At 64.8% G+C, this 12,642-nt stretch carries 9 protein-coding genes and 2 tRNA genes; 3 read left to right on the top strand and 8 right to left on the bottom strand.

Going from position 1 to position 12,642, the window contains the following annotated elements:
- Positions 1-8: 8 nt before the first annotated feature.
- The 5 genes from hisB to QF092_RS07775 all read right to left on the bottom strand — a co-directional run bounded on the left by hisB (position 9) and on the right by QF092_RS07775 (position 4,253).
- Positions 9-596 carry an imidazoleglycerol-phosphate dehydratase HisB gene (gene hisB / locus QF092_RS07795; protein ID WP_281469135.1) on the bottom strand — a complete coding sequence of 196 codons (588 nt, stop codon included), beginning with the start codon at positions 594-596 and terminating at the stop codon, positions 9-11.
- A gap of 64 nt (positions 597-660) precedes the next feature.
- Complete coding sequence (locus QF092_RS07790) at positions 661-1,581, bottom strand: metal ABC transporter permease (protein ID WP_281469134.1); 921 nt, start codon at positions 1,579-1,581, stop codon at positions 661-663.
- Positions 1,581-2,507, bottom strand: a complete 927-nt coding sequence (locus tag QF092_RS07785; RefSeq protein WP_281469133.1) for a metal ABC transporter permease — start codon at positions 2,505-2,507, stop codon at positions 1,581-1,583. Before QF092_RS07785 ends, QF092_RS07790 begins: the two co-directional genes overlap by 1 nt.
- Positions 2,508-2,540: 33 nt before the next feature.
- A complete protein-coding gene (locus QF092_RS07780; RefSeq protein ID WP_281469132.1) occupies positions 2,541-3,275 on the bottom strand; it encodes a metal ABC transporter ATP-binding protein in 735 nt (244 codons plus the stop codon).
- A 36-nt stretch (positions 3,276-3,311) separates the two neighbouring features.
- Positions 3,312-4,253: a metal ABC transporter solute-binding protein, Zn/Mn family gene (locus QF092_RS07775; protein ID WP_281469131.1), complete on the bottom strand. Its 942-nt coding sequence runs from the start codon at positions 4,251-4,253 to the stop codon at positions 3,312-3,314.
- A gap of 273 nt (positions 4,254-4,526) precedes the next feature.
- Here QF092_RS07775 and QF092_RS07770 point away from each other — a divergent pair, with 273 nt between their 5' ends.
- On the top strand, positions 4,527-5,534 hold the full coding sequence (locus QF092_RS07770; protein ID WP_281469130.1) for a response regulator: 1,008 nt from the start codon (positions 4,527-4,529) through the stop codon (positions 5,532-5,534).
- Positions 5,535-5,661: 127 nt separating this feature from the next.
- Positions 5,662-6,000 carry a hypothetical protein gene (locus QF092_RS07765; RefSeq protein WP_281469129.1) on the top strand — a complete coding sequence of 113 codons (339 nt, stop codon included), beginning with the start codon at positions 5,662-5,664 and terminating at the stop codon, positions 5,998-6,000.
- A 100-nt stretch (positions 6,001-6,100) separates the two neighbouring features.
- Here the strand turns inward: QF092_RS07765 and QF092_RS07760 are convergent.
- The 3 genes from QF092_RS07760 to QF092_RS07750 form a co-directional block, all read right to left on the bottom strand.
- Positions 6,101-6,175: transfer RNA gene (locus QF092_RS07760), tRNA-Gly, on the bottom strand.
- A 110-nt stretch (positions 6,176-6,285) separates the two neighbouring features.
- A tRNA-Gly gene (locus QF092_RS07755) sits at positions 6,286-6,360 on the bottom strand.
- Positions 6,361-6,477: 117 nt separating this feature from the next.
- Positions 6,478-9,921 carry a pyruvate carboxylase gene (locus tag QF092_RS07750; RefSeq protein WP_281469128.1) on the bottom strand — a complete coding sequence of 1,148 codons (3,444 nt, stop codon included), beginning with the start codon at positions 9,919-9,921 and terminating at the stop codon, positions 6,478-6,480.
- 252 nt (positions 9,922-10,173) lie between these two features.
- Here QF092_RS07750 and QF092_RS07745 point away from each other — a divergent pair, with 252 nt between their 5' ends.
- Positions 10,174-12,543 carry an ATP-dependent helicase gene (locus QF092_RS07745; RefSeq protein ID WP_281469127.1) on the top strand — a complete coding sequence of 790 codons (2,370 nt, stop codon included), beginning with the start codon at positions 10,174-10,176 and terminating at the stop codon, positions 12,541-12,543.
- The last annotated feature ends 99 nt before the right edge of the window (positions 12,544-12,642 follow it).

Genomic DNA, 12,642 nt, shown 5'->3' with positions numbered 1-12,642 from the left:
CCCGGATGTCAGAGCGCGCCCTTGGTAGAGGGCAGCGCATCCCCAAGGCGCGGGTCGGGTTCCACCGCCATGCGCAGGGCGCGGGCGACGGCCTTGAAGGCGGCCTCGGCGATATGGTGGCTGTTCACGCCGTGGATCAGGTCCAGATGCAGCGTGATCCCGCCATGGGTGGCGAAGGCCTGAAAGAATTCGCGCACCAATTCGGTGTCGAATGTTCCAATCTTTTGCGTCGGGAAGGGCAGGTTCCAGACGAGGAAGGGCCGCCCCGACAGATCAAGCGCGCAATTGACCTGCGCGTCATCCATGGCAAGGGTGAAATGGCCATAGCGGCGGATGCCGCGCTTGTCGCCCAAGGCGCGGGTGAGCGCTTGGCCTAGTGCGATGCCGCAATCTTCGACCGTGTGGTGGTCGTCGATATGCAGGTCGCCATCGGCCTTGACCGTGATGTCGATCAGCGAATGGCGGGCAAGCTGGTCAAGCATGTGGTCGAAAAAGCCGACGCCGGTGTGGTTGTCATATGTCCCCGTGCCGTCGAGGGCGACGGTGACGGCGATTTCGGTTTCGGCGGTCTGGCGATGGATCTCGGCCTTGCGCATCGGCGGGCTCCCTGTCGTGTCGGGGCCTTATATGGGCTGGGGCGGGCTTTGGGAAGCGGGGTGGTCAGGTGATGCGGGACAGCGGCAGGCGGCGCGGGCCGAAGGCGGCGGCAAGGGCAAGGAAAAGGCCGGAGGTGGCGGCAATGCTGCCTGCGGCCGAGACGGCGAAGGGCAGGCCCATGAGGAGTGGCAGGTAGCCTGCGGCCAGCGTGCCAAGGATGGCGGTGGCCGCGGCGATCAGAAGCGAAAGGCCCATCTGTCTGGGCAGGCTGTCGGTCAGGAGCCGCGCCGTTGCGGGTGGGCAGACCAGCATGGCGATGGTCAGGATTGACCCCACAGCGGAAAAGGCCGCGACGGCGGCAAGGGCTGTGAGGCCAGTCAGGGCCAGCGACAAGGCGCGCACGGGGATGCCTTGGGTGGCGGCGAAGCCTTCGTCGAAGGTGGCAATGACAAGCGGCCGCCAGAGCGCCGCGATGAGGCCAAGGACAATCGCCGCGATCAGCGCGAGTTGCGGCAATTCCGGGGGAAGGCCTGCCAGCGCCGCAGGGTCGAGGAGCGAGGACCAGCCCGTGGCGTCAAGCCAGATCAGGGCCTCGAGCGAGCCGTAGAGGGCATGTTCCACATCAAGATGGGTGCCGGACGCGCCGGAGAGTTCCAGCAGAAGCACGCCACCTGCGAACATGGTGGTGAAGGTCGCGCCCATCGCGGCCCCCGGATCGGCGCCTGTGCTGCGCTGGATGATCTCTATCATCAGGGCGGACAGGGCGGCGGCGGCCAAGGCCCCGGCCAGCATCACGGGGGGGGCCGCGGAGCCTGTCAGGAGGAAGGCCGCGACCAGACCCGGCAGAACGACATGCGAGATCGCATCCCCCAGAAGGGCCTGACGGCGCAGCAGGAGGAAGTTTCCCGGAGCCGCGCAGGCAAGCCCGGCCAGCGTCGCGACGACGAGGGGGGGTAGGGTGAGGGCTATGAATTCCGCCCCCATCACGCCGCCCCTGTCCGGGCCGCGCGGCGCAGGCGGGCGCGGGCGGCGGTTTGGGCGAGGATGCCTTTGTCGGGGGCGATCAGCGCCGAGGCGGCGAAGGTGGCGAAGGCGATCAGCACGATGGCGGGGCCGGTGGGCAGATCGGGGAGTGCGACGGAAAGCGCGGCCCCCAGATAGCCCGCCATCGCGCCGATGGCACCGGCGAGGATGGCCACCACCTCCATCCTGTCGGACCAGAGGCGGGCGGCAAGGGCCGGAATGATCAGCAGCGCGACAATCAGGATCAGACCCACGACATGCAGGCCCAGAAGCACGCAGGCGAGCGTGAGCAGGAGGAGTGCCCGGTCCATCAGGGCGGTGTTCACCCCCATCATCCGCGCATGGCCAGCATCGAAGGCCGTCATGATGAGCGGGCGGCGCAAGAGGAAAAGGACAGCGAGCGTCAGGCCCGCGCCGATGGCCAGCGTGATCGCATCGCCGCGCAGCATCCCGGCGGTGGAGCCGAGCAGGACGGAATCAAGGCCCGCCGGGCGGCCTATGGCGAGGTTCTGGATCACTGTCATCAGGACGATCCCCGCCCCGTAAAAGACCGAGAGCGTGGCCCCGATGGCGGCATCTTCGGGCAGGCGGGTGCGGCCAAGACGATCCAGCCAAGCAAGGCCGAGCGCGGCAGAGAGGCCCGCGCCGATCATCAGGCCTGCAAGGTTGCGCCCATCGGCCCCTGTGGCGGCCATCAGGAGGAAGGCCAGCGCAATGCCGGGCAGGGTGGCATGGGCCATGGCGTCCGATGTCAGCGCGCGGCGGCGCAGTGTGACAAAGGCCCCGGTGCAGCCCGCCGCAAGGCCAAGCAGCGCCGCGCCGATGCCCACGAGGGCGGCGTTGTATCCGGCGTTCAGGACGAGGGCATTCAGAAAGGCGTCTTGCATCGGGGCGGCGCTGGCCGGTTCCTTTGCGATGGGTCAGGCGGGGATGGCGGTGAGGAGTTGGTGACCATAAGCCTCGGCCACCATGTCGCGGCGGAAGGTGCTGGCGGTTGGTCCCTCGGCGATCACGCGGCGGTTCAGAAGCAGCACGCGGTCGAAATAGGCGGTGACGGTGGATAGGTCATGATGCACCGCGATGACGGTGCGGCCTTCCGCGCGCAGGCCGTGCAGGACATCGATGATCGCGGCCTCGGTCGCGGCATCGACCCCGGCGAAGGGTTCGTCGAGGATGACAAGATCGGCCCCCTGCGCCAAGGCGCGGGCGAGGAAGACGCGCTGCTGCTGCCCGCCCGAAAGCGCGCCGATCTGGCGGGTGGCAAAGTCGGCCATGCCGAGACGGTCGAGCTGTGCCATCGCCTCGGCCCGCAGGCCGGGTGTGAGGCGGCCGAAAAGGCCCGTGCGGCGGTAAAGGCCCATTTGCACCACATCGATGACGCGGGCGGGGAATTCCCAATCCACCGCCGCGCGCTGCGGCACATAGGCGATGCGGGGCATGGCGCGGGCGATGGGGTCGCCGAAGGCCCGCACCTCACCCGTCACAGCGGGAATGAGGCCGAGCGCGGCTTTCAGAAGCGTGGATTTGCCAGCCCCGTTGGGGCCGATGACGGCTGTCATCGACCCCTTCGGAAACCGGGCACTGACCGTGGCGACTACGGGGACTGAACCATAGGCCACGGTCAGGCCTGAGATGGCGAGTGCCGTTTCCGGCATGGGGATTGGGGTTGCGCCCGCCATCATGTTCCTGCGTTACGTTCCTGCGTTAAGCCGACCCGCCATCCCGCGTTCGGGGGCATCCCCCCCAAGGGCGCGGGCGATGGCGGTGATGTTGTGATCGATCATGCCGGGATAGGTGCCTTCATAGGTGCCTTCCGGCCCCATCGCGTCCGAGAAGAGTTCGGCCCCGATGGTGACATAGTGACCCTGCGCCGCGGCCCCTTCGATCAGGGCGCGGATGGTGCGGTCAGAGACGGAGCTTTCGACAAAGACCGCCGGGATGCGGTTTTCCACGATCAGCGTGACCAGATCCTCGATCCGGGCAAGACCTGCCTCGGATTCCGTCGAGATGCCTTGGATGCCTTCGACGCGCCAGCCATAGGCGCGGCCGAAATAGGCGAAGGCGTCATGGGCGGTGACAAGGATGCGCTGGCCTTCCGGCACGCTGGCAAGGGCCTTGCGCGCATAGACATCAAGCTGGGCGATGTCGGCCAGATAGGCGGTGGCGCGGTCGGCGGTATCGACCCCGGCCCCGGTCAGGGCGGCATCGACGGCGCGGACGACATCGGACCAGAGGCGCGGGTCGAACCAGACATGGGGATCAGGGCGGTCGGCATATTGCGGATCGGCGATCAGTTGGTCAGGCGACAGGGTTTCGGCCACGGCTTTGACCGTGGTCTTGCGGGCAAGATCGGCCATGACATCGGCGAACTGCGCCTCAAGGTTCAGGCCGTGCCAGAGGATGACATCGGCCCGCGACAGGGCCAGAATATCGGTGCGGGTGGGGCGATGGCCGTGCGGGTCCATGCCCGGCCCCATGAGGGCCTGCACCTCGCCGCCCGAAAGGCGGCGGGCGGCGTCGGCGATCATGCCCGTGGTGGTCACGATGGTGGGGGCGGCGCTGGCCGCAAAGACAGGGCTGCCCGCAAAAGGTGCGAGGGCAAAACATCCAAGCAAGGAGCGGCGGTCGATCATGGCAATCGGCTTTCGTTACGGTGCAAGGGTGACAAGGTGGCCATGCGGAAAAGATGTGCGAACCATTCGCAGAAGTCAATGGCAATGAGAAGCATTCGCAAATAAATACGCGGAAAAGCGCACGCGAGGCGATGGGCTAGGCTTTGGGTTGCTGACCATGCGTTTTTGGCGCGCTGGAGGAAAGTTTTTTGACGCTCGCCTTAAACGGGACTTTCGTATGCCGTCTACCTCTTTCGGATGAGTCCGGAACTTCACCGGGACAGGAGACCCCGCATGCGCATTGTCTGTGTCGATGACGACCCGATCTTTCTTTCGATCCTTGGCGAATATCTGCGCGAGCTTGATCCCACCTCGGTCACCACCTTTGGCGATCCTTTGCGGGTGGCGAAACTGGCGGCGGAGGGCAAGTTGCTGGCGGATGTCCTGCTTTTGGACATGGAGATGCCGGGGATGGATGGCACGCAGCTTTGCGCGGCGCTGCGGGCGACGGAAGTGCACCGGACGACGCCGATCATCATGATTTCATCGGTCACGGCGCGGGATCGGGTGAAGGGGGCCTTGGCGGCGGGGGCGAATGAATTCCTGCACAAGCCCTTGGACAAGCTGGAACTTGGTGCGCGGCTTTCGATGGTGGCGACGGTTCTGGACGAGCGGGCACGGTCGGCGTCGCTGGCGGCCGATATGGGCAGCCTGCATGATCAGGCGGATTTCGCCTTCCGCTTTGAAGACCCGGTTCTGCCGGGGTCGGATGTGGGGTTGGTGGATTATCTGGCGCTTGAGAACCACCTTCTGGGTCTGGGCTGGGCGGGATTGCCGGGGACGGTGGCGCTGGGCTTCCGGCTGCGGAACGCGCCTTGGGCCTATGCCCATCTGGACCGGATGGAATATTGCGATTTTCTGGCCGAGACGGCGGCCATGATCGTGCAGCAGATGAAGGGCGTCCGATTCCGTATGGCCTATGCCGGGGCGGGCGATTTCGTCGCGGTGCTGGAACGGGGCCAGCGGGTGGAGATGGGAGAGCTGCAATCGGCCTTGCAGGCGGCGCGCGGGCCGATGTGGGCTGCCTATCGCGCCTTGGGGCTGCCCGCGCCGGAAGTGGCACTTGGCCCGGCGGTGCAGGCGCCGCTGATCGGGGCCTCGGCGTCGCGCCTGTTGCGGACGGTGCGGATGCGGCTGGATGCGACAGCCCCGCTGATGCCTGTTGGGAATTGGGAGGCGATGCCGGCTGGCATGGTCACGCCCGGCACGGCGGCAGGGCGGATTTCTGCCACCCTTCACTGACCGGCACGCCATGGCTTGACGCGCGCGCCTCTGCCATGCCCTCCTGCTGTCACAAACAGAGGGCAATAGCCCCAGATTGCCCAAGGGTGAGGCATGCCCCGGGGCGGAATGAGCAGAGGATGACAGGATGGGTCACGGGATTCGGGGGCTGTGCCTTGGCACGGTGATTTTCGTCGCGGCGGGTGCGGCCGGGGCGGCAGAGTTGGAGTCGCGCTGGGGCGTGGTGGCGATGGAACCGGCCGCATCGGGTGCCGGGGTGGCGGTCCGGTTGGAGAGCGTGTTCGGCTGGGTCTGCGAAGGGGTCTATGACCATCCTGCGCGGGAAGGCGCGGCGGTCCGTGTGCCTTTGACCTGTTCGGATGAGGTGGAGACCAAGGCGCTCATGTCGGTCGAGGATGGCATTGCGGTGATGGCCTTTAACCGAACGGACGGCACGCGCGGCAGCGCGAAGCTGCGGCTGGATTAGGTCGGCTGAGAGGATTGTGCCGAGGAGGGGGCTGACGGCCCCCTTTTTCACGCGGTGCGAAGGTCTAAGCGACCTTCATCCCTGCGATCTGGTGGTGATCTGGAGCGGGCGATGAGATTCGAACTCACGACCCTAACCTTGGCAAGGTTATGCTCTACCCCTGAGCTACGCCCGCACTCCGTGGCGCGGGTGATAGAGTGCGGCGGGGATGGGCGCAAGAAGAAAAACGGATGGGCCAGAATGCGCAAGGCCGCCCCGAAGGGCGGCCTTGCGCTTTGGTCCAACTGGAGCGGGCGATGAGATTCGAACTCACGACCCTAACCTTGGCAAGGTTATGCTCTACCCCTGAGCTACGCCCGCACCGATTGGACGAGGGGTGATCTATAAAAGCCGCGCGGGGGGTTCAAGGGGGAAAGTGAGGTACCGCGCGGAAAAGTTCTTTGTCGGGGTGGATGATGGGCCGGATGGCCCATCCTGTCATTCGAGTTCGACCAGCAGGTCCTTTGCCTCGATCTGGCTGCCAGCCTGAACATGCAGCGCTTTCACCGTGGCTTCGCGGTCGGCATGGAGGCCGGTTTCCATCTTCATCGCCTCGATCGTCAGGAGAAGATCGCCCGCGCGGACCTTTTGGCCCACCGTCACCGTGACGGAGGCGATGGAGCCGGGCATTGGCGCGCCGATATGGCCGGGATTGCCCTCTTGCGCCTTTGGCCGCGCCGCCGTCTTGGCCTTCACGGCGCGGTTCGGCACGCGGATCACGCGGGGTTGGCCGTTCAGTTCGAAAAAGACGCGGACCTCGCCATCCTCGGTCGTTTCGCCCACGGCTTGCAGGCGAATCTCCAGCTGCTTGCCGGGGTCGATCTCGGCGGTGATCTCTTCGCCCGGTTCCATGCCGTAGAAGAAGATCTTCGTGGGCAGGGCGCGGACGGGGCCGTAAAGGCGGTGGCGGCCCATGTAATCGAGGAAGACCTTGGGATACATGAGGTAGCCGTTGAGATCCTCATCATCCACCGACTTGCCGCCCAGTTCGGCGGACAGCTTGGCGCGGGTGTCTTCCAGATCGACGGGGGGCAGGGTCTTGCCGGGGCGTTCGGTCAGGGGGGCCTCGCCCTTCAGCACCTTTTTCAGGATGCCTTCGGGCCAGCCGCCATGAGGTTGACCGAGATTGCCCTTGAGCATGTCGACCACCGAGTCGGGGAAGGCCACGTCGGTATTCGCGTCTTCGACCTGCGCACGGGTCAGGCCTTGGGCCACCATCATCAGCGCCATGTCGCCCACCACTTTCGACGAGGGGGTGACCTTCACGATATCGCCGAACATCTGGTTCGCGTCGGCATAGGCCTGCGCGACCTCGGGCCAGCGTTCTTCGAGACCGAGGGACCGCGCCTGCGCCTTGAGGTTGGTGAACTGGCCGCCGGGCATTTCGTGCAGATAGACCTCGGAGGCCGGGGCGGGCAGGCCGGATTCGAAGGCGGCATATTGCACGCGGACATGTTCCCAATAGTTGGAAATGTCGCGGATCGCCTTGATATCGAGGCCCGTGTCGCGGTCGGTGTGGCGCAGCGCCTCGACGATAGACCCAAGGCAGGGCTGCGAGGTGCCGCCCGAGAAGGCATCCATCGCGGCATCCACGGCATCGACGCCCGCATCGCAGGCGGCGAGGATCGTGGCGGCGGCGGCACCGGATGTGTCATGCGTGTGGAAGTGGACGGGAAGGCCCACCTCCTGTTTCAGCGTTTTCACGAGAATGCGGGCCGAGGCGGGTTTCAGAAGGCCCGCCATATCCTTCAGCCCCAGAACATGGGCGCCTGCGGCCTTCAACTCTTTGGCGCGGTCCACATAGTATTTCAGGTCATATTTCGACCTGTTCGGGTCGAGCATGTCGCCCGTATAGCAGATCGTGCCTTCGCAGACCTTGTTTGCCTCGATCACCGCATCCATGGCGACGCGCATGTTTTCGACCCAGTTGAGGCTGTCGAAGACGCGGAAGACATCGACGCCGGTCTTGGCGGCCTGAAGGACGAAGGCGCGGACGACGTTGTCGGGGTAGTTGGTATAGCCCACGCCGTTCGACGCGCGCAGCAGCATCTGCGTCATCAGGTTGGGCATGGTGGCGCGCAGGTCGCGCAGGCGTTGCCACGGGCATTCCTGCAAGAAGCGATAGGCCACGTCGAAGGTGGCGCCGCCCCAGCATTCCACGGAAAACAGTTGCGGCAGGTTGGCGGCATAGGCCGGGGCCACGCGGACCATGTCGATGGACCGCATGCGGGTGGCCAGAAGCGACTGGTGGCCGTCGCGCATGGTCGTGTCGGTGATGAGGACCTTTTTCTGGGCCTTCATCCAATCGGCCACGGCTTGCGGGCCTTGCTGTTCCAACAGGTTACGGGTGCCCGTCGCGGGGGTTTCCGTCAGAAGGCGCGGGGGTTTGGGCATCTTCGCCTCGGCCGGCGGTTTGGGGCGGCCTGCGGTTTCGGGATGCCCGTTCACCGTGATGTCGGCGATATAGGTGAGGATCTTGGTCGCCCGGTCGCGGCGTTTCTTGAAGGCGAAAAGTTCGGGCGTCGTGTCGATGAACTTGGTCGTGTAGCTGTCATCAAGGAAGGTAGGGTGCTTCAACAGGTTGATGACGAATTCGATATTCGTTGCCACCCCCCGGATGCGGAATTCGCGCAGTGCGCGGTCCATCCGGGCGATGGCCTTTTCCGGGGTCTGGGCATGGGCCGTGACCTTCACCAGAAGCGAATCGTAATAGCGGGTGATGACGCCGCCCGCGTAAGCCGTGCCGCCATCCAGACGGATGCCGTTTCCAGTGGCCGAGCGATAGGCCGTCAGTCGCCCGTAATCGGGGATGAAGTTGTTCAGCGGGTCTTCGGTCGTCACCCGGCATTGCAGGGCGTGGCCGTTCAGTTTCACATCGGCCTGAGAGGCGACGCCGGTCGCTTCGGACAGTGACTTGCCTTCCTCGATCAGGATCTGGGCTTGGACGATGTCGATCCCCGTCACCTCTTCGGTCACGGTATGTTCGACCTGCACGCGGGGGTTCACTTCGATGAAGTAGAACTTGCCCGTATCCATATCCATCAGGAATTCGACAGTGCCCGCGCATTCGTAATCGACATGCTGGGTGATGCGCTTGGCCATATCGCAGACGTCTTCGCGCTGGGCCTGCGTCAGGTAGGGGGCAGGGGCGCGTTCGACGACCTTTTGGTTGCGGCGCTGCACTGTGCAATCGCGTTCCCAGAGGTGCCAGACATTGCCCTGCTTGTCGCCGAGGATCTGCACCTCGACATGGCGGGCGCGCTGGATCATCTTTTCCAGATAGCCTTCGCCATTGCCGAAGGCGGCCTCGGCCTCGCGCCGGCCTTCGCGGACCTTCGTCTCAAGCTCGTCTTCCGACAGGATCGGGCGCATGCCGCGCCCGCCACCGCCCCATGACGCCTTGAGCATCAGGGGATAGCCGACTTCGGCGGCCTGTTTCTTGATGAGCGCCATGTCATCGCCCAGAACTTCTGTCGCGGGGATGACGGGGACGCCCGCCTCGATTGCCACGCGGCGGGCCGAAGCCTTGTCGCCCAAGGCGCGCATGGTTTCGGCGCGGGGGCCGATGAAGGTGATGCCCGCCTGATCGCAGGCTTCGACGAAATCGGGGTTTTCGGACAGAAGGCCGTAGCCGGGATGGACGGCATCCGCCCCAGCCATCTTGGCCACCCGGATGATTTCCGGGATGGAGAGGTAGGCGCCCACCGGCGACAGGCCTTCGCCGATGCGATAGGCTTCGTCTGCCTTGAAGCGGTGAAGGGACAGTTTGTCCTCTTCGGCGAAGACGGCGACGGTCTTCTTGCCCATTTCATTGGCGGCGCGCATGACGCGGATGGCGATCTCGCCCCGGTTGGCGACGAGGATCTTGCGGAACTCAGGCATCGGTATCTCCGGCAGTCGGAAGGTCAGGCGGGCTTTTCCGTCATCTCCGGGTGCGGGAACCGGGGTAGACGGCACCATCCTAGGCCTGCTGCAATGCAGCGCAAGGGCGGCAACCGGCGTAACATGCAAATTTTGCGAAATATGCAGGGGTGGGTTTGCTATTGCGAAGTGGGCGGGGGTGCATGGGAAAAGTTGCGACGGAACATTTGCGGAACCTTTTCCTTTGCCGCCGATGGCGCTAGGGTTTCAGCCATGAACCGATGGGATGATGACGAGGCGTTGGAGGCGGCGGTGGTGCCGTTGTCGCAGCGGGCCATGATGGCGGCGCGGCCTGCGCCCTATTTGGATGAGTTGAACCCCGCCCAGCGCGAGGCGGTTGAGGCGCTGGATGGCCCTGTCCTGATGCTGGCCGGGGCGGGGACGGGCAAGACCAAGGCGCTGACGGCGCGGATCGTGCATCTGTTGCGCATGGGCAAGGCGCGGCCGAATGAAATCCTTGCCGTGACCTTTACCAACAAGGCCGCGCGCGAGATGAAGTTGCGCGTGGGGCGGATGCTGGGCGAGGTGGCGGAGGGGATGCCTTGGATGGGCACCTTCCATTCGCTGTCGGTCAAGATTCTGCGGCGGCATGCGGAACTGGTGGGGCTGAAGTCGAACTTCACCATTCTGGATACGGATGACCAGATCCGGCTGCTGAAGCAGTTGATCGTGGCGGCGAATATCGACGAGAAGCGCTGGCCCGCGCGGATGCTGGCGGGGATGATCGACGGCTGGAAGAACCGCGCCCTGACGCCGGAACGGGTGCCGTCGTCCGAGGCATCGGGCTATGCCAATCGCGGCACGGAGCTTTATGCCCAGTATCAGGAACGGCTGCGGACGCTGAATGCCTGCGATTTCGGCGACCTCTTGTTGCATTGCGTGGTGATCTTCCAAGGTCACCCGGACGTGCTGGCGCAGTATCAGCGGTGGTTTCGCTATATTCTGGTGGATGAGTATCAGGACACCAATGTGTGCCAGTACCTCTGGCTGCGGCTGTTGGCGCAGGCGCATCGGAATATCTGCTGCGTGGGGGATGACGACCAGTCGATCTATGGCTGGCGCGGTGCCGAGGTTGGCAACATCCTGCGGTTCGAAAAGGATTTTCCCGGCGCGCATGTGGTGCGGCTGGAGCAGAATTATCGGTCCACGCCGCATATCCTTGCCGCTGCGTCGGGCGTGATCGCGGGGAATGCTGGGCGTTTGGGCAAGACGCTGTGGACCGATGTGAAAGAGGGCGAGAAGGTCCGCCTGATCGGCCATTGGGATGGTGAGGAAGAGGCGCGCTGGATCGGTGAAGAGATCGAGGCGCTGATGCGGGGCGGGCGGGGGTTGGACCCTGTGGGGCTGGACGGGCAGGCGATTCTGGTGCGGGCGAGCCACCAGATGCGGGCCTTCGAGGACCGCTTCCTGACGATCGGGCTGCCCTACCGGGTGATCGGGGGGCCACGGTTCTATGAGCGGCAGGAAATTCGCGATGCGATGGCCTATTTCCGGCTGGCGGTGAGTCCCGAGGACGATCTGGCCTTTGAACGGGTGGTAAATGTTCCCAAGCGCGGGCTGGGAGACAAGGCCCAGGCGGATATTCAGCGCACGGCGCGAATGGCGGGGGTTTCCCTGCTTGAAGGCGCGCGGGAATTGGTGGCAACGGGCGGGATTGGCGGCAAGGGCGCGGGGCAGTTGCGCGCCTTTGTCGAAGGGATTGACCGTTGGCATGCGCTGACGCGGCATGAAGGGGCGAGCCATATCGAACTGGCCGAGATGATCCTTGAGGAATCCGGCTATACCGAGATGTGGCAGAACGACAAGACACCCGAGGCGCCGGGGCGTCTGGAGAACCTGAAGGAATTGGTCAAGGCGTTGGAGCAGTTCGACAATCTTCAAGGCTTCCTTGAACACGTCGCGCTGATCATGGACAACGAGACGGAAGAGGCGGGCGAGAAAGTATCGATCATGACCCTGCACGCCGCCAAGGGGTTGGAGTTTCCGGTCGTCTTTCTGCCGGGCTGGGAGGATGGGCTGTTCCCCAGCCAGCGGTCCATGGATGAGAGCGGGCTGAAGGGGTTGGAAGAGGAGCGGCGGCTGGCCTATGTGGGGATCACACGGGCGGAAGAATTGTGCACGATTTCCTTCGCCTCGAACCGCCGGGTCTATGGCCAGTGGCAAAGCCAATTGCCTAGCCGTTTCATCGACGAATTGCCAACAGCGCATGTGGAGGTGCTGACCCCGCCGGGGCTGTATGGCGGGGGTTTTGGCGCGGCGGCGCCCTATGCCGTGTCGTCCAGCATGGATGAGCGGGTGTCGAAGGCGGATGTCTATAACTCGCCTGGCTGGAAGCGGATGCAGGACCGGGTGCAGACGCGGGGCGTATCAACGCCGCGCGAGGCGCGGGGGGTGGTGATCGACGCGACGGCGGTATCGGCCTTTTCGGAAGGTGACCGGGTGTTTCACCGCAAGTTCGGCTATGGGATCGTGATCGGGCTGGAGGGCGACAAGCTGGAGATTGATTTCTCTAAGGCCGGGATCAAGAAGGTCGTGGCGGGCTTTGTCGTCGATGCGGATGATGCCGATGAGGTGCCGTTCTGAGGGAGGCGTTTCCTGACGCAGGAAACGCGACGATTTCTGCACGCAGAAATCGGTTTGAGGCGCGGCGCGGGGGGGTGTTTTCTGCCTGCAGAAAACGGG

Origin of the sequence: Fuscovulum ytuae (genome assembly GCF_029953595.1) — a bacterium.
Classification (GTDB): domain Bacteria; phylum Pseudomonadota; class Alphaproteobacteria; order Rhodobacterales; family Rhodobacteraceae; genus Paragemmobacter; species Paragemmobacter ytuae.
This window is presented reverse-complemented; position numbering and strand designations above follow the sequence as displayed.

What these genes read in the sequence shown, in the direction of transcription:
- QF092_RS07790 (WP_281469134.1), bottom strand. Translation starts at nt 1,581, where the DNA reads ATGGGGGCGGAATTCATAGCCCTCACCCTACCCCCCCTCGTCGTCGCG.
- QF092_RS07780 (WP_281469132.1), bottom strand. Translation starts at nt 3,275, where the DNA reads ATGCCGGAAACGGCACTCGCCATCTCAGGCCTGACCGTGGCCTATGGT.
- hisB (WP_281469135.1), bottom strand. Translation starts at nt 596, where the DNA reads ATGCGCAAGGCCGAGATCCATCGCCAGACCGCCGAAACCGAAATCGCC.
- QF092_RS07770 (WP_281469130.1), top strand. Translation starts at nt 4,527, where the DNA reads ATGCGCATTGTCTGTGTCGATGACGACCCGATCTTTCTTTCGATCCTT.
- QF092_RS07765 (WP_281469129.1), top strand. Translation starts at nt 5,662, where the DNA reads ATGGGTCACGGGATTCGGGGGCTGTGCCTTGGCACGGTGATTTTCGTC.
- QF092_RS07745 (WP_281469127.1), top strand. Translation starts at nt 10,174, where the DNA reads ATGAACCGATGGGATGATGACGAGGCGTTGGAGGCGGCGGTGGTGCCG.
- QF092_RS07785 (WP_281469133.1), bottom strand. Translation starts at nt 2,507, where the DNA reads ATGCAAGACGCCTTTCTGAATGCCCTCGTCCTGAACGCCGGATACAAC.
- QF092_RS07750 (WP_281469128.1), bottom strand. Translation starts at nt 9,921, where the DNA reads ATGCCTGAGTTCCGCAAGATCCTCGTCGCCAACCGGGGCGAGATCGCC.
- QF092_RS07775 (WP_281469131.1), bottom strand. Translation starts at nt 4,253, where the DNA reads ATGATCGACCGCCGCTCCTTGCTTGGATGTTTTGCCCTCGCACCTTTT.